Origin of the sequence: Mycobacterium sp. NPDC050853 (genome assembly GCF_040653875.1) — a bacterium.
GTDB lineage: Bacteria > Actinomycetota > Actinomycetes > Mycobacteriales > Mycobacteriaceae > Mycobacterium.
The window spans coordinates 327,237-345,993 of record NZ_JBFAGW010000001.1; the positions used below are offsets into that span (position 1 = coordinate 327,237).

The window sequence follows — 18,757 nt, forward strand, 5'->3', positions numbered from 1 at the left end:
ACCACCCCTGAGTGAGATTGACCACGTGTTAACTCACGCTATTGACTTCTGCTGAGCTTGTGAAACGATCGGAAGCAACAGTGCAGAAACATTTGGTACGCACGCGTTAACAGCCGAAAAACATTCATCTCGTGCGCTTTGTGGCGCGCACGCAACAAGGGAGTGCACAACTATGGATTGGCGCCATAAGGCGGTCTGTCGCGACGAGGATCCTGAGCTGTTTTTCCCGGTAGGGAACAGTGGACCGGCCCTCGCGCAGATTGCTGACGCAAAGCTCGTCTGCAACCGCTGTCCGGTGACAACCGAATGTCTCACCTGGGCACTGGAATCCGGCCAAGACGCCGGCGTGTGGGGCGGCCTCAGCGAAGATGAACGTCGCGCTCTCAAGCGCCGCAACGCTCGCGCCCGCGCTCGTAGCTCCGTCTAACGCCGCAGCAATCAGAACCCGGCACACAAAATTTGGTGCCGGGTTCTTTGCTGCGCGGTGTCGAATTACGTGGGGCTGTCGCTAGGCCATCAAGCGGGCACGTCTACCCAGCGGAACGCGCAGCACCGCATTGGTTCCGCCCTCTGGATCGCTGCGCATATCCAGTGAACCGTCAATCTCCGCCGATACCAGTGTCCTGACGATCTGCAGACCTAAGCGGTCGGACGTCTCGACACTGAATCCGTCAGGCAGTCCCCGGCCGTCATCGTGTACGACAACATCAAGCCAGCGCGCCGATCGCTCGGCCCTGATAACCACCTGCCCGTGCGCACCCTCTTCGAAGGCATGCTCGATGGCGTTCTGAACCAACTCGGTGATCACCATGATCAACGGTGTCGCGCGGTCGGAGTCGAGCACCCCCAGCGCGCCCTCGCGGGATACACGCACCTTGGTGTCGACAGTGGCCACATCGGTCATAATCGGCATGATCCGGTCGATCACCTCGTCGAGGTTGACCTCCTCGTCCACCGACATCGACAACGCGTCATGCACCAGCGCGATGGACGACACTCGACGAACCGACTCGAAAAGCGCTTCGCGGGCTTCCTCGTTCTGTGTGCGCCGGGCCTGTAGCCGCAGCAGCGCCGCCACCGTCTGCAAGTTGTTCTTCACCCGGTGGTGGATCTCACGGATGGTCGCGTCCTTGGATAGCAGCGCCCGGTCGCGGCGCTTGACCTCGGTCACATCGCGGGTCAGTAGCAGCGCCCCCACCGATGCACCGCGCGCAATGAGTGGCAGCGTACGGATGAGCACCGCGGCACCGCGTGCGTCGACCTCCATGCGCATACTGGGGCCGCCCGCCAGCAGGTCGCGAAGATGCGCGGCCAGCTCCTGCCCTTCGAACGGGTCGGAGATCAACGGTTTGGTGACATCCATGAGGTTGTGACCCTGTAGGTCGCTGACCAGCCCCATGCGGTGATAGGCCGATAGCGCGTTGGGGCTCGCATAGCCGACCTCACCGGCGACATTGAGCCGGATGAAGCCGTCGCCCACGCGGGGGCTGGAGCGAGACATGGCCTGATCAGCCACGTTCGGGAAGGTGCCCTCGGTCAGCATCAGCAGCAGATCGACCGCGCACTCAAGATATGCGCGTTCAAGCGCGCCCTTTTTGAGCCGGGCCGCCACCGCGGTTTGATGTGTCAACACCGCCACAGTCCGGTCGCCGCAGCGCACCGGAACCGCCTGAACGTTGAGTTCGGAGGCCTGCTCGGTCAGATCCGAATCGCTTTCGCGCTCAATGGAACCCGATGCGAACGCAGCTTCCACCAGTGGAACGTCCGCGATTTTGGCAACGGTGCCGACGGCGTCGTTGTCGATAATCGTCGGCGCCGTATTGGGCCGACACTGGGCGACGCACACGAACGCGTCATCATCGCGGCGCACCCACATCAGGTAGTCGGCGAAGGAAAGGTCCGCGAGCAGCTGCCATTCGGCCACCACGGCATGCAGGTGATCGACAGCATCGCCGGGCAGCATGGTGTGTTCTGCCAGCAGGTCACCGAGAGTGGACATCCATACCCCTTACGCCGAGTAGTCCCCGCAAGCGAGGGACCCCAGCGGACGTTTCGCAATCCGACAGGAATGTAGGACTGAGCGTCTGCTCGCGAAACGAAAATCAGTCGTCGATGACAGCGATCAGGTGGCCGGCTTGAATCACATCGCCCACCGACACGCTCACGTCACTGATGGTCCCTGCCACCTCGGCCAGTACCGGGATCTCCATCTTCATGGATTCCAGCAGGACAATGGTGTCACCTTCGGCGATCTGATCACCCGTCTTGACGAGCACTTCCAGCACGCTGGCCACGATCTCGGCGTGTACTTCCTCGGCCATCTGCGCGCCACCTCGCTCTCGTCAACATCCAGTTACCGGTCCTCAGTATCGAACCACACGCACGGCATCCACGCGTTCAACCACCCTCACCGGCATGAGAGAATGGATACATACACCAGCGCGCGCCTAGCGCGGATGGACTGTTATCGGGGTTGACACCCCGGAACCCGATCGACATATCCGAAGGAGATTCCCATGGCCAAGCGTGGTCGCAAGAAGCGCAGCCGTAAGCACAACGCCGCTAACCACGGCAAGCGCCCCAACAGCTAAGAGTTGTCGGCCCGCTGCTGGATGACAGTAGTTTGGCTGATCTTGAATTTCAGACGCTCTCGTAGCCCGTCAGGTGCCTTATCTCCACCGCACTTGCGGGCTACGAGTGTTTTGATCTGCTCTTCGATGCCGTAGTGCTGCAGGCAACCCGGGCATTCTTCGAGGTGATGCCGCAGCCGCGCGCTGCTCTCAGCGCTGCATTCGCCGTCAAGGAGAGTCCAGACCTCCGCGATCACCTCGGCGCAACCTGATACTTCGCAGTTGCCCGTGTCCTTAAGCTCACCGTCGGTCATGCCCGGCCCTCCGCCAACTCATTCTTGCGCAGGAAGCCGCGATCCTTGGCCACTTCGGACAGCAATTCGCGCAGCTGCCGACGGCCACGGTGCAGCCGCGACATAACCGTGCCGATGGGGGTCTCCATGATCTCGGCGATCTCCTTGTAGGGGAAGCCTTCGACGTCCGCGTAGTACACGGCCATCCGGAATTCTTCCGGCAGCATATTCAACGCCGCCTTGATCTCGTCATCAGGCAGTCCATCAAGTGCCTCGATCTCCGCTGACCGCAGCCCCGTGGAGGTGTGCTCGGCGTTCGCAGCCAGCTGCCAATCGGTGATTTCCTCGGTCGGATACTCCGCCGGCTGGCGCTGCTTCTTGCGATAGATGTTGATGTAGGTATTCGTGAGAATCCGGTACAGCCACGCCTTGAGGTTCGTGCCCTCTTTGAAGGTCCCGAACCCGGCGTATGCCTTGACCATCGTCTCCTGCACCAGGTCCTCGGCATCCGCGGGATTTCTGGTCATCCGCAACGCGGCACCGTAGAGCTGGTCCAGCAGCGGCAACGCGTCACGTTCGAACCGTGCGGTCCGCTCAGCCTCGGTCTCGACGTGACCTGGCGGCTGGGTATCGCCAACGGACGTATCGGCAGGGTCCCTCATGCTGGTCACGGCGGTCCTTTCGGTAGCGACACCGACCATACGGATCGGCACCGACATCGGACGTTCGAGGCACGCCATTGTCACCTGCAATACCCCTTTCCGGGTTGAGGACCATAGTCTGCCCGTCTTTGCGGACAGACTTCTCAACACCGACGCATGCCGGGGTATTTCCCAACGTATCTCCACTGTCAACTGGAAAATCACTGGACCTAGTCGGATGCTCTTCGCGCAAACGGCTCGTCGTCGGGCATTACTGTCCAGTTCGTGGGTTCCAAGGCCGCCAAAGCTGCCACTCCAGCCGTCGCCGCGGTGATCGCCGCTGGTGTCGACTATGCGCTGCTGCCGTATGAACACCGTCCCGGCGAGAACGCGTTCGGTGACGAGGCGGTGCGCGCGCTTGCGGGCTCCGGTTTAGCTCCCGAGCAGGTCTTCAAAACGTTACTGATCTCACTGGATCGCGGGCCAGAGCTGGCGGTCGCGGTGATCCCGGTGCCTGCGACGCTGTCACTCAAGGCTGCCGCGGCCGCTCTCGGTCGGGGGAAGGCCACGATGGCTGATCCGGCAGCGGCCGAGCGCAGCTCGGGTTATGTGGTGGGCGGAATCTCGCCGCTCGGGCAACGCAAACCGTTGCCCACAGTCATCGATTCGTCGGCGCTGACATGGGATCGCATCCTGTGCAGCGCCGGGAAACGCGGTCTACAGATGGCGCTGGCACCCGCAGACCTGCTCCGGCTCGCCAACGCCGTGACGGCATCCATCACAGCAGGGTGATCTGCTCCCCCACCTGTTCCGTCGCGGTGCGATCAGCTGGGACAAGCAGCTCCGGACCATTGTTGGCGACGCTGTTAACCAGCGATGACACCTGCCGGATTCCGATGCCGGCTGCTTCGTCCGCGGCCTGCAGCAGATTCTGGTCCAGGTCCAGGTCCGGGTCCAGCCAGCGATCCCACAGCTGCGCACCGAGCATCAACGGCATCCGGTTGTGGATCTCTTGCAGCGGGCCGACGGCATCCGTGGTCACGATCGTGCAGCTCAGCAGTGGCGCCGCGTCCTTGGCTGGCTTCCACACCGACCACAGACCGGCCGCGAACAACTGCTTCCCGTCCCCTGCACTCATATAGAACGGTGTCTTGATGGTTTTGCGCGCCGCGAACTCGTCAGCACCCTTGCGCCACTCGTACCAGCCGTCCAGCGGGACGAGGCATCGCTTGGACCGCGCTGAGGTGCGGAATGTCGCCGCTGTAGCGAGGCTTTCCACCCGGGCATTGATGAGCGGCGCGCCCTTGGCTTCCGGACGGCCGTCCTCGCGCGCCTTGGCCCATGTCGGCACCAACCCCCAGCGCATGGCGCGAATGCGACGCGAGGGGACGTCCCCGGGCTCGCGGTGCCTTGCGACAACCGTGAGCACCGGATCGGTGGGCGCAACGTTGTAGTTCGGAATCCTCGGAAGCTGCAGTGAAGATGTCTCACTCGCGGTGCTTGTTTCGTCCACCGCGTCGATCTCACCGGCGAGCAGGGCCGGGTCGATCGTCACCGCGTACCGTCCGCACATATCGCCATGCTGCCACTCAGCAGGGGCCGGTGGGGTTACCGCAGGTACTCGTCCGGGACAATGGCGCTGTGACGAGCGGACACTGGCAGGCACCGACGATCGACGGTTCCGTCAACGCGACCATCACCATGCCCGGCTCCAAATCGCAGACCAATCGGGCGCTGGTACTCGCCGCGCTCGCCGCACGCGAGGGCGGCACATCCACGGTGTCCGGTGCTCTGCGCAGCCGCGATACGGATCTGATGATCGGCGCGGTCCGCGCCCTCGGGTATGACGTCAGCGGCGAAGGCACCGATCTGACGGTCTCACCCGGGTCCGGCGATGACGACGCGTCGACGGTTGACTGCGGTCTGGCCGGGACGGTACTTCGGTTCCTGCCATCGGTGGCAGCACTTCGCCATGCCCCCACGGTCTTTGACGGTGACGAACAGGCACGCTCCCGACCCATCGCTCCCCTGCTGGACGCACTGCGTTCGATCGGAGTCGGCATCGACGGACAGCACCTGCCGTTCACGGTGGCCGGCACCGGGCGGGTGCAGGGCGGCAAGGTCGGCGTCGACGCTTCGGGATCGTCCCAATTCGTTTCCGGCCTCCTGCTTTCCGGCGCCGCGTTCACCGACGGGTTGACGGCGGTCAACACTGCCGACGTACTGCCCTCGGGTCCGCACGTGGTGATGACGGTGACGATGCTGCGCGAGGCAGGTGTCTCCGTGGATGACTCCGCTCCGGGCCGCTGGCATATCGAACCGCAACCAATTCCGGCCCATAACTGGCTAATTGAGCCCGATCTGTCGAACGCGCTGGCCTTCATTGCACCGGCGTTGGCGACCGGCGGCAGCGTCCGGATCACCGGCTGGCCGCGACAATCCACCCAGCCCGCACGCCAGATCGAAGGTGTCGTCCGCCAGTTCGCTCACCGTGTCTCGCTGACGGATTCACATCTGGAGGTCATCGGGCGGACCGGTTACGACGGTGTCGATCTGGACCTCGCCGAGGTGGGTGAGCTGACGCCCACGGTGGCGGCGCTGGCCGCTCTGGCCAAGCCCGGGAGCATCTCCACGCTGCGTGGGATCGCACATCTGCGCGGGCACGAGACCGACCGGCTCAAGGCGCTCGCCCACGAAATCAATGCTCTCGGTGGGCAATGCGAGGAGACCGAGGACGGGCTGCGGATTGTCGCCACCGATCTGCACGGTGGGGTGTGGGGCTCCTACGCGGATCACCGCATGGCGACCGCCGGTGCACTCGTCGGCCTCAAGGTGCCGGGAATCTCCGTCGACGATATCGCCACGACCGGCAAGACACTGCCCGACTTCCCCGGAATGTGGGCCGACATGCTCGCCCAGGCTGAAGCTCTTCGCGCAAGCGGCACACCGGGACCGGGCGGTCACGCCTCTTGAGTCCCCGCGAGTACGACGAGTCCGACGCCCGCATTCGGCCGGGCAAACGCTCGCGGCCTCGCACCAAGAACCGCCCCGACCATGCCGACGCCGTACCTGCGATGGTGGTCACCGTCGATCGCGGCCGGTGGGGTTGTGTACTGCACGGCGACCCCGATCAACGGGTCACCGCCATGCGGGCGCGGGAGCTCGGTCGCACCCCGATCGTGGTGGGCGACACCGTAAGCCTGGTGGGCGATCTGTCCGGACGCACCGACGCACTGGCCCGGATTGTCCGGTTGGAAGAGCGGCGAACGGTGTTGCGCCGCACCGCTGATGATACCGATCCCTTCGAGCGGATCTTCGTGGCCAATGCCGACCAACTACTCATCGTGGTGGCGGTCGCCGATCCTCCGCCGCGCACCGGGCTGGTGGAGCGGACCCTCATCGCCGCCTACGCCGGAGGACTCACCCCGATCCTGGCGCTCACCAAAACCGATCTCGCCGACCCGGATTCGTTCGCCGCACAATTCGAAGATCTCAATCTGCAGGTCATCAAGACGGGACGTGATGCACCCGTCGAACCGGTCATGGAAATATTGACGGGTCGTCTCACCGCACTGCTCGGACATTCCGGGGTCGGTAAGTCCACATTGGTGAACCGCCTTGTCCCCGAGGCCCATCGGCCGACCGGCGAGGTGACGGGTGTCGGCAAGGGGCGTCACACGTCGACCCAATCGGTGGCACTGCCGCTGCATCCATCGGGCTGGGTCATCGACACCCCGGGTATCAGGTCGTTCGGTTTGGCCCATATTCAGCCGTCCGATGTGGTGGCCGCGTTCAGCGACCTCGCCGGGGCCATCGGCGACTGCCCGCGCGGCTGCCAGCACCTTGGCCCACCGGCAGATCCCGAATGCATGCTCGACGATTTGACGGGGGCGTCAGCGAAACGGGTAATAGCAGTTCGCCAGTTGCTTTCTGTGTTAACAACGTCCTAACTCTTGGTTGCGAGGCCCGTCTCGGATCGCGGGAACAGCACACGCCGATTAGCGTTGCCATCAGTGGCTGCGACGGAGACAGCCAATGAGGGTCAGGGGCTGACAGATGACGAGTTACTTCCGCAGAATCGCCAGCGTGGCAGCCATTTCCGCATGTGGTGTCGCCGCCTGGGCAACCATGTGGCTATCCGTCTCCGGCCTGGGATAGCCGCACCGCGACCAACGTAAAAGCCCCCGACGCACTTAAGCGTTCGGGGGCTTTTACGTTCTCTCATCACACCTTGACGGTGGGCCGAGTCTTTCTGCGTTCGCGCACCGCGGCGAAGGCAGACTTCAGCCCGCGTCGCTCGCGTGGCTCCAAATCGTCAAACATCTTGACGCTGCGGGTTTCCGGAGCGTTGTCGGCGGTGTATTTCAGGTACTTATCCGGCAATGACAGCTTGGCGATGGTCCGCCAGGCCTTGGCGTATTGCACCAGGAACGGGCCGGAGGTGTACGGCAGGTCGTACTTGTCGCATAGTTCACGCACTCGCACCGCCACCGTCGACAACCGGTTACTCGGCAGATCCGGGAACAGATGGTGCTCGATCTGATAGCACAGGTTGCCGCTCATGAACGCCATTCCTGGGCCGGCGTCAAAGTTGGCACTGCCCAACATCTGTCGCAGATACCACTGACCCTGCGTCTCGTTCTCCAGGTCCTGCTTGGTGAACTTCTCGGCACCATCCGGGAAGTGTCCGCAAAAGATGACGGCGTTGGACCAGATGTTCCGGATCACGTTGGCCAGCGCGTTGGCGGTGGCGGTCTTACGGAAACTGCCCGTCGGCGAGAGCGCACTGGCCGCGGGGTACAAGACGTAATCCTTGGCCACCTGCTTGCCTATCTTGGCCAGCACCTCTTCACGCTTGGCCGCGAACTCTCCCTTGTCGGCACGTCCCTGCGCCACCTTGCCCAGCTCCAAATGCTGTGCACCAACACCCCATTCGAACAGGAGCATCAGTAGCGTGTTGTACGCGAGGTTGCCCAGGTTGAATGGCGACCACTTCTTGTCGCGGGTGATGCGGAGCAGCCCGTAGCCCACATCGTCGTCCATGCCAAGCACATTCGTGTACTTGTGGTGGATGTAGTTATGGGTCTGCTTCCAGTGCGAGGACGGGTCCACCATGTCCCATTCCCAGTTGGAGGAATGGATTTCGGGATCGTTCATCCAGTCCCACTGGCCGTGCATGACGTTGTGACCGATCTCCATGTTCTCGACGATCTTGGCCACGCCGAGAGTCACTGCTCCTGCCCACCATGCGGACCGCTTCTTGCTCGCCGCCAGCAGCACTCGCCCGCTCAACTCAAGGGTTCGCTGCGCCGCGATGGTGCGACGGATATAGCGGCGGTCGACAGCTCCGAGCGATTCCTCGACATCACGACGGATCGCATCCAGTTCGTGGCCGAGAGCCTCGACATCGGCCTCCGTGAGGTGCGCGAATTCCTGGATATCCGAGATCGCCATCCTTGAGCTCCCTTCGCCCGTTCAGCCCTTACGATACCGTAACCTACGGTTCCGTAGGTTACTAGTCCGTAAACCTCAAACGTCGAGCACGCAATCGCCCGAAGCTGCGGAAATGCAGGTTTGAATACGTGTTCCGGGCTCATGCTCGGTGCCGTTGCGCAGGTCACGGACGTGCCCTTCCAGCAGCGGCACCACGCAGGTCTGGCAGATTCCCATCCGGCAGCCGAAGGGCATCTGCACCCCGGCCTCCTCACCCGCCTCCATCAACGACGTGGCCGCATCGGCGTCACGCTGCTTACCGCTGCGCGCGAAGGTCACCCGACCACCCTGGCCATGCGGTGCGGCGCGCGAGACCGCGAACCTCTCGAGGTGCAGCAGCTCGGCCACACCGGCATCGGTCCACACCCGCTGCGCATCATCGAGCATGCCTTCCGGTCCGCAAGCCCACGTCTGGCGTTGCGCCCAGTCGGGGACCTCGGAGGATAGCGATGAAAGATCCAGGCGTCCTTGGGTTTTCGTCGTCCGCAAGCGGTACTGATACGACGGATGCGCGTCCGACAATGCGGCGAGCTCACCTGCGAACATCACATCACCCTCGGTCGGCGCCGAATGCAGGTGCATCACATTGGGCAGCGGTAAATCCGCCGCGGCCGAGCGCCGCACCAATGTCCGCAGCATCGACATCACCGGGGTGACGCCACTGCCCGCAGTGAGAAACAAGATCGCGGGTGGCGCGGGGTCGTCCAGCACGAAGTTCCCCTGAGGGGCGGCCAGCCGGACGATCGCGCCCGGCTCCAGGCCGTTGACCAGGTGCGTGGAGAGGAATCCCTCAGGCATCGCCTTGACGGTGATGGTGATGGTGCGCCCCGAACCGCCGGCGTGCACGGGTGCCGATGTCAGTGAGTACGACCGCCAACGCCAACGGCCGTCGATAAGCACGCCGATGCCGACGTATTGACCGGGGTGATAGTCGAAGTGGAAGCCCCAGCCCGGCTTGATCTCCAGGGTCGCGGAGTCGCTCGTTTCCTTGTGCACGCTGACCACGCGCCCGCGCAATTCGCGAGCAGACCATAGCGGGTTGGCCAGGCTCAAGTAGTCATCCGGCAGCAGTGGCGTGGTGATGCGAGAAGCCAAGCCACGCAAGACGTTTACCGCAGCATGGCGTGACTTGGGCCCACCCGGAGCCGATGCGTCGAGCCAGGAGGCCAGTTTCACAGCCGATGACCTTCCATTGACGAAGGAGATGCCCAGCGAGGCGTAACCTACGCTACCGTAGGTTACTGGTCGGGAACAGGCCAATCGGCCAGGTCATGCCGCCTACAGCAGGTCGAGTAGGAACGGCAGTTCTTGGGTCGCGTACCAAGCCAAATCGTGGTCCTGGGCATCCCCGACCACCAGCTCGGCATCCTCATCGCCCAGATCCGCGGCATCGATCACCTCGGCCGCCCGCACCACATCCGGCTCGGCCTGTGACAGGTCGATATGCGCAGCCACCACCGCAGACATCGGCACCGCACCCGCCAGCCGGACCACGGCATCGTCCAGATCGGGACGCAGCTTCGCTTCCTCGGCATCCGCGACCAGCACCGCCCGGCGAGCCGGCAGCCCGTCGCCACCGTCCTCGTTGGCCAGTAGCCGCAGCGAGGCAAGCGCCGCCTCGCGCATCGCCACCTCGGACAGCTCGTCCTCGTCGCCCGCGGAGTAGGCCTCACGCAGCGCCGGTGTCACCGCGAAGGCGGTGCCGTTCACCGGCCACAGCTCGCCGTCAGTCACCAGTCCGCGCAGCATCGACAGCGTCACCGGGATATACACCTGCATTACTGTGCCGCCTCCAACAATTCGTCGAGCGCCTCGGTGATGAGCACCGGAATCATGTCGGCATCGGGCATCGCGTCCCGGTCTGCATTTATCCCGTGGTACACAACGCCGTTGTAGGAGGTGAGTCCGATCGACAACACCTGATTACGCAGCAGCGGTGGCACCGGATAAATCTCTGCCAGGCGCGCACCACCCAAGTACATCGGTACTTGCGGCCCAGGCACATTCGTGACCAGCAGGTTGAACAGCCGGTTCGGCAGTGTCGCCGCGACTCGGGCCGCCAACGCATGCAGAGTGGGCGGCACGAACCCCGACAGCGCCGCCATCTTTGGAACATCTACCAAACTGAATGCCGCAGAATGCGATTCGGTGGCATGCGCGATCTGCGATAGGCGCACCACAGCGTTGCCCTCACCGACCGGTAGGTCAACGAGGAACGGTGACACCTCGGTGGTCGCGGCCCCCTCCGCGACGACATCCAGATCGCCGTCCCGGAATACCGACATCGGCACCATCGCCCTGATCATCGAGGCGGGAGTAACGGGTTCCCCTCTGCTCAACAACCAATTGCGCAGTGCCCCAGCGACTACCGCCAGCACCACATCGTTGACATCACAATCGTATTTGGCACGCACCCGCCGGTAGTCGGCTAATTTTGTGGTCACCACGGTGAACCGCCGACTGCGCGATACGGGCTGGTTCAGCGGCCCACGCGGGGCGGTACCGCGAGCCGCGGTGCGCACCACCTTCACCATGCGCTCGCCCAACTCACCGATCTCCCCTGTCAGCGACGCGACGTCGGCGACCGTGCTGCGTACCGCCTCAAGTCGCGCACCGGGGCGCGCCAGCCATTCGGATACCGCACCGGCGATGAGCTCATTGGAACTCGGTTCATGCGCAGGAACCCAGATGTCTTCCTCGAACTCTGGCGTACGGGCAGTCCGGTCGAACATGACCTGCCCGAGTTCAGTTGCGGACTGGCCGTCCACCAACGCTTGATGCGTCTTCGTGTAGATAGCCAACCGGTTCTTGGACAATCCCTCCACCAGGTACATCTCCCACAGCGGCCGCGAGCGGTCCAACGGGCGAGATGTCAACCGGGCCACCAGATCTTGCAGCTGCCCGTCACTACCCGGGGACGGCAACGCCGACCGACGAATGTGGTAGGTGATATCGAAGTCGACATCGTCAAGCCAGACTGGTCGGGCCAGCCCAAACCCGATCTCCTTGACCTTCTGTCGGTATCGCGGAACTTGCGGAAGTCGACTCTCCACCAACGCGAGAAGCTCCTCATAGGTGAAGCCTCCGCGGGGCTTGCGAATGATCGCCAGCGAGCCGACGTGCATAGGGGTGGAGCTGTCCTCACTCGAGTAGAACGACGCGTCAACGGCGGACAACCTGCTGACCACTACCCGCGCCGCCTTCCCCTAGAAATTTCGCCACTTGTACCCAGCGGCGCAGCTGGGCCAACCCTACCCTGGCGCTCTCGACATCGGCTGTGCGATTATGTTCGGCAACGATCTGCCTCTCTCCAGCAGAGCAAATGTGGGGGCTCATTCACTGGGGAGGGAAATGTCTCATCGCTATGTCACCCGGGTTGTCGATTACGAACCGGCGCCGGTGCTGGCCAGCTTGCCTGCGGCCTGTCATTCGCTGCGGCCCGGAACGTTGCATCAATCGCGGACTCGGCCAGCGGGTATCGAGCGGCAAGCACATCTGCGCGAACAATCTCCGCCGCCGCAGGTGGTCGCGTTCGCGGACGCCGCACTACGCCGCGTTCTCGAAGTCATGGATCGGCGACGGCCCATGGTCCAACTGCGACCGCTGCTGGCCGACGGACCGCTCAGCGCGGTGATGGCACGTGCGGCCCGCACCCCCGCCACCACCGCCGCGCGGCTCAGCAAGATTCGAGTGCGCTGCTGCGGGGACGACGTGGCGGAGATCTTCGGGACGTTCCAGCGCAACGGACGCACCAAGGCATTCGCCGGACGGATCGAATCCGTCAAGGGCAGTTGGCTGGTCGTCGCCCTGCAACTCGGCTGACCCGGCCGCCGGTCATCCGACGCCTGCCTCCGGATGCCTTTGGCGCGCAAATGTCTTCATGAAGTGCGGAGCCCTGTCAGAATCTAATGACGTCGTCGAGCCAGTCGAACATTCGCTGATGGAATAGCAACAGGGCTCCCTCATGGCAGTGCTCACCGGCACCCTCGGCGGCAGTGAACTTCAGATAGGTCTTCGGGCACCGCAGGGCGTCGTAAAGCATCGACGGCTGCCCTCGGAAGAACTGATCGTTCTCCGCCTCACACACCAGCGTCGGGCAGGAGATCTGATGGGCGACATCGGTGAGGTCGTACTTGGCGACCGTGTCGACCAACGCCTGGGCCGTATCAACCCCGAACACCCACAAGGCATTCGACAGTACCCAACGCTGTGAGCTGGGCGCCTCCGCTCGATGGGCAATCAGATTGCGAACCGCCGCAATCCGCTCGCCACTGTCCAATCTGTGCTCGTTTTCAAGCACCTTGGGCATGCCCGCAGACAGCTTGAACACGCCGTCATATGCCACGCACGCCGCCAGTCGCGGCTCGAACGCCGCGGCCCGGGGAGCCAGATAACCGCCCATGCTCATCCCCAACAGCGCGACACGGTCGGGGTCGACTCCGCGAAGGCCGAGGGCGAAGTCCAGCACCGGAGTGACCACGGCCTCCCAGTCGTAACGGAACGTCGCCTTGTCAGCACGCAGCGCAGCGCCCTGCCCGGGCCCCTCGAAGATCAGACAGTTCCAGCCGTAGCGCCGCGCGGCCTCCCCGACCGCGAAGTACATTTCCTCGACCGTCGAATCAAACCCGCCATGCGCGAGCAACGTCGGCCCACGGTCGTCCCCGCTGACGTTGAGGTAGTAGCCCTCCAATTGAATTCCCTCGTAGGGGATTTGCACACGCTGCCATCGCTGCTGAATCTCGGGGGCGCTCCGGAACGTGTCGATTGCGCGTGCGGACGTGTCCGACACGCGAGGATCATTCGACGGGTCGTCGCGAAGAAAGAATTCAGCGGTCCGGTAGTAGTTGGACGCACGCAGGTAGGCAATGCTTGCGCTCACGGCGTGCCCGGCGGTCGCACACGCGTCTCCGATCCCTGCGATTCGGTCCGCGAGCGCGCGCCACTCCAGATACCAGGAGTCCCAGTCTCCGGCCGTGATTCGTTCTGCCGTCATGATCACTTCGCCGATATCAGCACCTCCGTACACGGCGTATCCGACCGTCCGAAGTGTCTCGAACGAGAACGACTCGTCAGAGTCAAAGATGAAGCGCATATCCACCCCTCTTCGTTATCGCAACGCATTGTTGCGATAATATGAGAGTTGCATGCCGCCATCACTAACGCAACTTATGGAGGCGATTAATGACGAATCGGCAGACCGTGCAGGGTCGACGAACGGGTGGGCGCAGTGCACGTGTCCGCGAGGCGATACTCGAGGCCGCGTTCGGTGAGCTGATCGACCGCGGGTATGCCGAGCTGACCGTGGAAGCCGTCGCCTCCCGCGCCGGCGTCAACAAGACCACCATCTACCGACGGTGGCCCACACTCGAAGACCTACTGGTGGATGCACTCACGACCTGGTCGCTGGAGGCCATCCCGGTCCCGGACACCGGCGGTATCGAATCGGACCTGCTCGCGACCGGCCGCGAACTGGCCGAGCTCCTCAACGATGGTGTCGGACGTCAGGTTGCCGCACTGGTTCTCACCGCCGGTCTCCGTTCCACCCCGCTTCGCGAAGCCACCCGACGCTACTTCGACCATCAGGCTGTCCGCGCAGTACCGGTCATCAGGCGGGCCATCGACCGGGGTGAGCTGCCGGCCGAGTGCGATGTCGACACGCTCCTCACCACGTTTCGCGCACCGCTCTTCTACCGCACGATCACGACAGGCGACCCCATTGACGATGACCTGATCGTCCACGCCACTCAGCTCACGCTGACCGCAGCGCGGGCCGGCCTACTGTCGACGTGACCCGTCAGGCCGCGAGTTCGGTGCATTTTCGGGCGCTCAGCGCACCCCTTTTGCACACAACCCCGCCCCTTTAGCGCTTGCGGCGCGACCGCGGCGGCTTGGAAGTACGGCCCGCATTACGCGACGCTTCCCGACGCTCGCGCCGAGTGCCGGCACCCGAGCTCGAGGCATCGCCGCCTTCGTGGCGCGACTGCGCCGAGCCGTCCTCTGCCGGACCCGAGTAAGTCAGCTCGGGCTCGGATTCCTCCAGCCCCTTCGCCCGCAGTGCGCGCGGCGCTTCCTCAGTGGCGACCGCACCACCCGCGGCTTGTGCTGCGGCAGAAGCGAACTCAGCCAAGCCTTCGGGTGCGGCCTGCGGCGCAACAGCTCCGTCGACAGGCTGCTGGACCTCGACGTTGATGTTGAATAGGAAGCCGACCGACTCCTCCTTGAGGCCGTCGAGCATGGCCCTGAACATGTCGTAGCCCTCACGCTGGTACTCGACCAGCGGATCGCGCTGCGCCATCGCCCGCAGGCCGATGCCCTCCTTGAGGTAGTCCATCTCGTACAGGTGCTCGCGCCACTTGCGGTCGATCACACTGAGCAGGATGTTGCGCTCCAGCTGGCGCATCGAGCCTTCACCGGCCAGCTCGTCAATCTCGGTTTCACGCGCGGCGTAGGCCTTCTTGGCGTCGTCAAGCAGAGCCGCCTTGAGATCCACCGGGCCCAGCTCATCGGCGTCACCGTACTTGTCGGAAGCGATCAGCTCTTCGGGAGTCACCCCCACCGGGTACAGCGTCTTGAGTGCGGTCCACAACGCGTCGAAGTCCCAGTCCTCGTGATAGCCCTCCGCGGTGGCGCCGTCGACGTAGGCAGCAATGGTGTCGGTGATCATCTCTCGGATCTGCGGCTGCAGATCCTCGCCATCGAGGATGCGGCGACGCTCGGCATAGATGACCTTGCGCTGCTGGTTCATCACCTCGTCGTACTTAAGGACATTCTTGCGGATCTCGAAGTTCTGCTGCTCGACCTGAGTCTGGGCGCTCTTGATGGCGCTGGTGACCATCTTGGCCTCGATCGGCACATCGTCCGGCACATTCATGCGCGTCAAAATCGTTTCCAGCGCAGCGCCATTGAAACGCTTCATCAACTCGTCGCCCAGCGATAGGTAGAAGCGGGACTCACCCGGGTCACCCTGACGGCCGGAACGACCGCGCAACTGGTTGTCGATACGGCGAGACTCGTGCCGCTCGGTGCCCAGCACGTACAGACCACCGGCCTCCTGGACCTCCTTGGCCTCGGTCTCGGCGGCGTCCTTGAACTTCTGCAGTGTCTCGTCCCAGGCATCCTGGTACTCGTCCGCGGTCTCCACCGGATCCAGGCCCTGCTCGCGAAGGTGCTTGTCCGCCAAGAAGTCCGGGTTACCGCCCAGCACGATGTCGGTACCGCGACCGGCCATGTTGGTGGCCACCGTGATGGCCCCCCGGCGCCCCGCCTCAGCGATGATGCCGGCTTCCTGCTCGTGGTACTTGGCGTTGAGCACGTTATGCGGGATGCGCCGCTTGGTGAACTGCCGCGAAAGGTATTCGGAGCGTTCAACACTCGTAGTACCGATGAGGACGGGCTGGCCTGCCTCGTACCGCTCGACCACATCGTCGACGACCGCGATGTACTTGGCTTCCTCGGTCTTGTAGATGAGATCGGATTGGTCCTTGCGGACCATCGGCCTGTTGGTCGGGATCGACACGACGCCGAGTTTGTAGATCTCGTGCAGCTCGGCCGCCTCGGTCTGGGCAGTACCGGTCATACCGGCGAGCTTGTCGTAGAGCCGGAAGTAGTTCTGCAGGGTGATGGTGGCCAGCGTCTGGTTCTCGGCCTTGATCTCCACCCGCTCCTTGGCCTCGATGGCCTGGTGCATGCCCTCGTTGTAGCGGCGGCCCAGCAACACGCGACCGGTGAACTCGTCGACGATCAGAACCTCGCCGTCGCGGACAATGTAATCCTTGTCGCGATTAAACAGCTCCTTGGCCTTGATCGCGTTGTTGAGGTAGCTCACCAACGGCGAGTTGGCCGCCTCATACAGGTTGTCGATGCCCAGCTGGTCCTCGACGAACTCCACCCCGACTTCGTGGATACCGATGGTGCGCTTGCGGATGTCCACCTCGTAATGGGTGTCCTTCTCCATGAGCGGGACAAGCCGCGCGAACTCGGGGTACCAGTTGGAGGCTCCGTCGGCCGGCCCGGAAATGATGAGCGGCGTACGGGCCTCATCGATGAGGATCGAGTCCACCTCGTCGACGATGGCGAATGCATGACCGCGCTGCACCAGCTCGTCGAGCGAGTGGGTCATGTTGTCACGCAGATAGTCGAAACCGAACTCGTTATTGGTGCCGTAGGTGATGTCGGCGTTGTAGGCCTCGCGTCGCTCCTGGGGGGTCATCTGCGACAAGATCACGTCGACGTTCAGGCCGAGGAAGCGGTGTACGCGGCCCATCCACTCCGAGTCACGTTTGGCCAGGTAGTCGTTGACCGTGACGACGTGCGTGCCCTTACCGGCCAGGGCATTCAGATACGCGGGAAGCACACACGTCAGCGTCTTGCCCTCACCGGTCTTCATCTCGGCGACATTCCCGGCGTGCAGCGCGGCACCACCCATGACCTGCACATCGAAGTGACGCTGGCTCAGCACCCGCCAGGAGGCCTCACGGGCAACGGCGAAAGCCTCGGGCATCAGGTCGTCGAGGGTTTCACCCTTTTCCAGGCGTCCCTTGAACTCGCCGGTCTTCCCTCGAAGCTCGTCATCGGACAGTTTTTCGACGTCATCCGACAGGGTGTTGACGTAATCGGCCATGCCCTTGAGACGCTTGACCATGCGACCTTCACCGAGGCGCAGCAACTTCGACAGCACGTCAATATCCCCTGTACTCGTTAGGACTTGCGCAATCCTTCAGTCTTCACGCAAGCGGCTCATCCGCCTTCAGCGAGTCCCATCGTAGGCGCACGTGCTGTCAGGGCTGGACCTGCCGCGATATCGAGACTGCGGTGGGAGTGCCCATTCCCTGGATTTCACGCTCTCAATGCAGTCTCGGTGACCAGGCAACAGTGCCTGGTCAGGATGCGAGAAGTCCCCGCACCGGTTGTGAGACCAGGTGCGGGGACTCTCGGCGCGGTGTCTGCGCGCCCTACTCCCCGAGGCGTATCAGGCCGTAGTCATACGCGTGTCTCCGGTACACCACGGAGGGGCACCCGGTGGATTCGTCGTGGAACAGGAAGAAGTCGTGACCAACCAGTTCCATCTCGTACAGCGCGTCGTCGACCGTCATCGGCTTGGCCGGGTGTTCCTTGGTCCGCACGACCTGACCCGGACCCTGTCCGTCGTCCTCGGCACCGTTATGACTGTGCGCGCCATCCACCGTGGTGGGTGGCGTGAAGGCGTCGGCCGGGAGAACCTTGGTGGCCTCGGCGAGGGATACCGGCGTCTTGTCGCCGTAGTGAACCTTGCGGCGGTCACGGCCTCGGCGCAGCCGGCTCTCCAACTTGGCGACGGCAGCTTCGAGGGCGCTGTGGAACGTGTCGGCACACGCCTCGCCCCGGACAACCGGTCCCCGGCCCCGCGCGGTGATCTCCACGCGCTGACAGACCTTCTTCTGGCGACGGTTGCGTTCATGTTCGAGTTCTACGTCAAAGAGGTAAAGGGTTTTGTCGTACCGTTCCAGACGGGACAGTTTGTCGTTCACAAAGATTCGGAAGTGATCCGGAATTTCTACGTTTCGCCCCTTGACCACGATATCGGCTTGGGCTGTCCGCTCCGCGTCCTCGAGTGCAACGGATGCCTTTGATGTGCTTGACAACTCATACCTCCCGTACTGAGAGTGCGCTCACGGCCAACATGCCCGATGGGTCAAAAATGTTGGTGCTGCGCATATTTGATGTTTACAGTACGCCGGAGTCGCCTGAAACGCTGAGACGGCAGCCCGCCGGCGCTGGGGTT

At 63.4% G+C, this 18,757-nt stretch carries 18 protein-coding genes; 6 read left to right on the forward strand and 12 right to left on the reverse strand.

Annotated elements, in window-relative coordinates:
- Positions 1 to 172 precede the first annotated feature (172 nt).
- On the forward strand, positions 173 to 427 hold the full coding sequence (locus tag AB0H22_RS01640) for a WhiB family transcriptional regulator (RefSeq protein WP_180748456.1): 255 nt from the start codon (positions 173 to 175) through the stop codon (positions 425 to 427).
- Between the two features lie 81 nt (positions 428 to 508).
- Here AB0H22_RS01640 and AB0H22_RS01645 read toward each other — a convergent pair whose 3' ends face one another.
- The 4 genes from AB0H22_RS01645 to AB0H22_RS01660 form a co-directional block, all read right to left on the reverse strand.
- The gene (locus AB0H22_RS01645; protein ID WP_180748457.1) at positions 509 to 1,999 is read right to left on the reverse strand and encodes a sensor histidine kinase; all 1,491 of its coding nucleotides are present in this window, start codon (positions 1,997 to 1,999) and stop codon (positions 509 to 511) included.
- Positions 2,000 to 2,102: 103 nt separating this feature from the next.
- Positions 2,103 to 2,321, reverse strand: a complete 219-nt coding sequence (locus AB0H22_RS01650) for a biotin/lipoyl-binding carrier protein (RefSeq protein ID WP_180748458.1) — start codon at positions 2,319 to 2,321, stop codon at positions 2,103 to 2,105.
- A gap of 266 nt (positions 2,322 to 2,587) precedes the next feature.
- Entirely contained in the window at positions 2,588 to 2,884 is a 297-nt protein-coding gene (rsrA, locus tag AB0H22_RS01655; RefSeq protein WP_180748459.1) for a mycothiol system anti-sigma-R factor, read from the reverse strand.
- Positions 2,881 to 3,525 carry a sigma-70 family RNA polymerase sigma factor gene (locus AB0H22_RS01660; protein WP_180749683.1) on the reverse strand — a complete coding sequence of 215 codons (645 nt, stop codon included), beginning with the start codon at positions 3,523 to 3,525 and terminating at the stop codon, positions 2,881 to 2,883. Before AB0H22_RS01660 ends, rsrA begins: the two co-directional genes overlap by 4 nt.
- A gap of 264 nt (positions 3,526 to 3,789) precedes the next feature.
- Here AB0H22_RS01660 and AB0H22_RS01665 point away from each other — a divergent pair, with 264 nt between their 5' ends.
- Positions 3,790 to 4,296 carry an aminoacyl-tRNA deacylase gene (locus tag AB0H22_RS01665; RefSeq protein WP_358144364.1) on the forward strand — a complete coding sequence of 169 codons (507 nt, stop codon included), beginning with the start codon at positions 3,790 to 3,792 and terminating at the stop codon, positions 4,294 to 4,296.
- Here the strand turns inward: AB0H22_RS01665 and AB0H22_RS01670 are convergent.
- A complete protein-coding gene (locus tag AB0H22_RS01670) occupies positions 4,283 to 5,077 on the reverse strand; it encodes an SOS response-associated peptidase (protein ID WP_358144366.1) in 795 nt (264 codons plus the stop codon). The genes AB0H22_RS01665 and AB0H22_RS01670 overlap by 14 nt on opposite strands.
- 68 nt (positions 5,078 to 5,145) lie before the next feature.
- On the opposite strand from AB0H22_RS01670, the gene aroA reads away from it, so the two are divergent.
- Together aroA and rsgA are read left to right on the forward strand one after the other, a co-directional pair.
- Positions 5,146 to 6,477, forward strand: coding sequence for a 3-phosphoshikimate 1-carboxyvinyltransferase (gene aroA / locus AB0H22_RS01675; RefSeq protein WP_180748462.1), 1,332 nt, complete (start codon positions 5,146 to 5,148; stop codon positions 6,475 to 6,477).
- Entirely contained in the window at positions 6,474 to 7,454 is a 981-nt protein-coding gene (gene rsgA / locus AB0H22_RS01680; protein ID WP_358144369.1) for a ribosome small subunit-dependent GTPase A, read from the forward strand. Before aroA ends, rsgA begins: the two co-directional genes overlap by 4 nt.
- Positions 7,455 to 7,728: 274 nt before the next feature.
- Here rsgA and AB0H22_RS01685 read toward each other — a convergent pair whose 3' ends face one another.
- From AB0H22_RS01685 to AB0H22_RS01700, 4 genes are all read right to left on the reverse strand, one after another.
- Complete coding sequence (locus tag AB0H22_RS01685) at positions 7,729 to 8,958, reverse strand: fatty acid desaturase (RefSeq protein ID WP_180748464.1); 1,230 nt, start codon at positions 8,956 to 8,958, stop codon at positions 7,729 to 7,731.
- Positions 8,959 to 9,033: 75 nt separating this feature from the next.
- Entirely contained in the window at positions 9,034 to 10,173 is a 1,140-nt protein-coding gene (locus AB0H22_RS01690; protein ID WP_358144371.1) for a ferredoxin reductase, read from the reverse strand.
- Between the two features lie 102 nt (positions 10,174 to 10,275).
- On the reverse strand, positions 10,276 to 10,776 hold the full coding sequence (locus AB0H22_RS01695) for a hypothetical protein (protein WP_180748466.1): 501 nt from the start codon (positions 10,774 to 10,776) through the stop codon (positions 10,276 to 10,278).
- Complete coding sequence (locus tag AB0H22_RS01700) at positions 10,776 to 12,185, reverse strand: wax ester/triacylglycerol synthase family O-acyltransferase (protein ID WP_180748467.1); 1,410 nt, start codon at positions 12,183 to 12,185, stop codon at positions 10,776 to 10,778. The genes AB0H22_RS01695 and AB0H22_RS01700 overlap by 1 nt, the downstream gene beginning before the upstream one ends.
- A gap of 163 nt (positions 12,186 to 12,348) precedes the next feature.
- Between AB0H22_RS01700 and AB0H22_RS01705 the strand changes: the two genes are divergently transcribed.
- Positions 12,349 to 12,819 carry an Rv3235 family protein gene (locus AB0H22_RS01705; protein ID WP_180748468.1) on the forward strand — a complete coding sequence of 157 codons (471 nt, stop codon included), beginning with the start codon at positions 12,349 to 12,351 and terminating at the stop codon, positions 12,817 to 12,819.
- A 76-nt stretch (positions 12,820 to 12,895) separates the two neighbouring features.
- On the opposite strand, the gene AB0H22_RS01710 is transcribed toward AB0H22_RS01705, so the two are convergent.
- Complete coding sequence (locus tag AB0H22_RS01710) at positions 12,896 to 14,089, reverse strand: alpha/beta hydrolase (RefSeq protein WP_180748469.1); 1,194 nt, start codon at positions 14,087 to 14,089, stop codon at positions 12,896 to 12,898.
- A gap of 89 nt (positions 14,090 to 14,178) precedes the next feature.
- Here AB0H22_RS01710 and AB0H22_RS01715 point away from each other — a divergent pair, with 89 nt between their 5' ends.
- Positions 14,179 to 14,787, forward strand: a complete 609-nt coding sequence (locus AB0H22_RS01715; RefSeq protein ID WP_180748470.1) for a TetR/AcrR family transcriptional regulator — start codon at positions 14,179 to 14,181, stop codon at positions 14,785 to 14,787.
- Positions 14,788 to 14,857: 70 nt separating this feature from the next.
- Here AB0H22_RS01715 and secA read toward each other — a convergent pair whose 3' ends face one another.
- Together secA and raiA are read right to left on the reverse strand one after the other, a co-directional pair.
- Positions 14,858 to 17,674: a preprotein translocase subunit SecA gene (secA, locus tag AB0H22_RS01720; protein WP_180748471.1), complete on the reverse strand. Its 2,817-nt coding sequence runs from the start codon at positions 17,672 to 17,674 to the stop codon at positions 14,858 to 14,860.
- A 274-nt stretch (positions 17,675 to 17,948) separates the two neighbouring features.
- Entirely contained in the window at positions 17,949 to 18,617 is a 669-nt protein-coding gene (raiA, locus tag AB0H22_RS01725; protein WP_180748472.1) for a ribosome-associated translation inhibitor RaiA, read from the reverse strand.
- Positions 18,618 to 18,757 lie beyond the last annotated feature (140 nt).

Coding starts and splice junctions, on each gene's coding strand:
- AB0H22_RS01640 (WP_180748456.1), top strand. CDS start 173: ATGGATTGGCGCCATAAGGCGGTCTGTCGCGACGAGGATCCTGAGCTG.
- AB0H22_RS01645 (WP_180748457.1), bottom strand. CDS start 1,999: ATGTCCACTCTCGGTGACCTGCTGGCAGAACACACCATGCTGCCCGGC.
- AB0H22_RS01650 (WP_180748458.1), bottom strand. CDS start 2,321: ATGGCCGAGGAAGTACACGCCGAGATCGTGGCCAGCGTGCTGGAAGTG.
- rsrA (WP_180748459.1), bottom strand. CDS start 2,884: ATGACCGACGGTGAGCTTAAGGACACGGGCAACTGCGAAGTATCAGGT.
- AB0H22_RS01660 (WP_180749683.1), bottom strand. CDS start 3,525: ATGAGGGACCCTGCCGATACGTCCGTTGGCGATACCCAGCCGCCAGGT.
- AB0H22_RS01670 (WP_358144366.1), bottom strand. CDS start 5,077: ATGTGCGGACGGTACGCGGTGACGATCGACCCGGCCCTGCTCGCCGGT.
- AB0H22_RS01685 (WP_180748464.1), bottom strand. CDS start 8,958: ATGGCGATCTCGGATATCCAGGAATTCGCGCACCTCACGGAGGCCGAT.
- AB0H22_RS01695 (WP_180748466.1), bottom strand. CDS start 10,776: ATGCAGGTGTATATCCCGGTGACGCTGTCGATGCTGCGCGGACTGGTG.
- AB0H22_RS01705 (WP_180748468.1), top strand. CDS start 12,349: ATGTCTCATCGCTATGTCACCCGGGTTGTCGATTACGAACCGGCGCCG.
- AB0H22_RS01710 (WP_180748469.1), bottom strand. CDS start 14,089: ATGCGCTTCATCTTTGACTCTGACGAGTCGTTCTCGTTCGAGACACTT.
- AB0H22_RS01715 (WP_180748470.1), top strand. CDS start 14,179: ATGACGAATCGGCAGACCGTGCAGGGTCGACGAACGGGTGGGCGCAGT.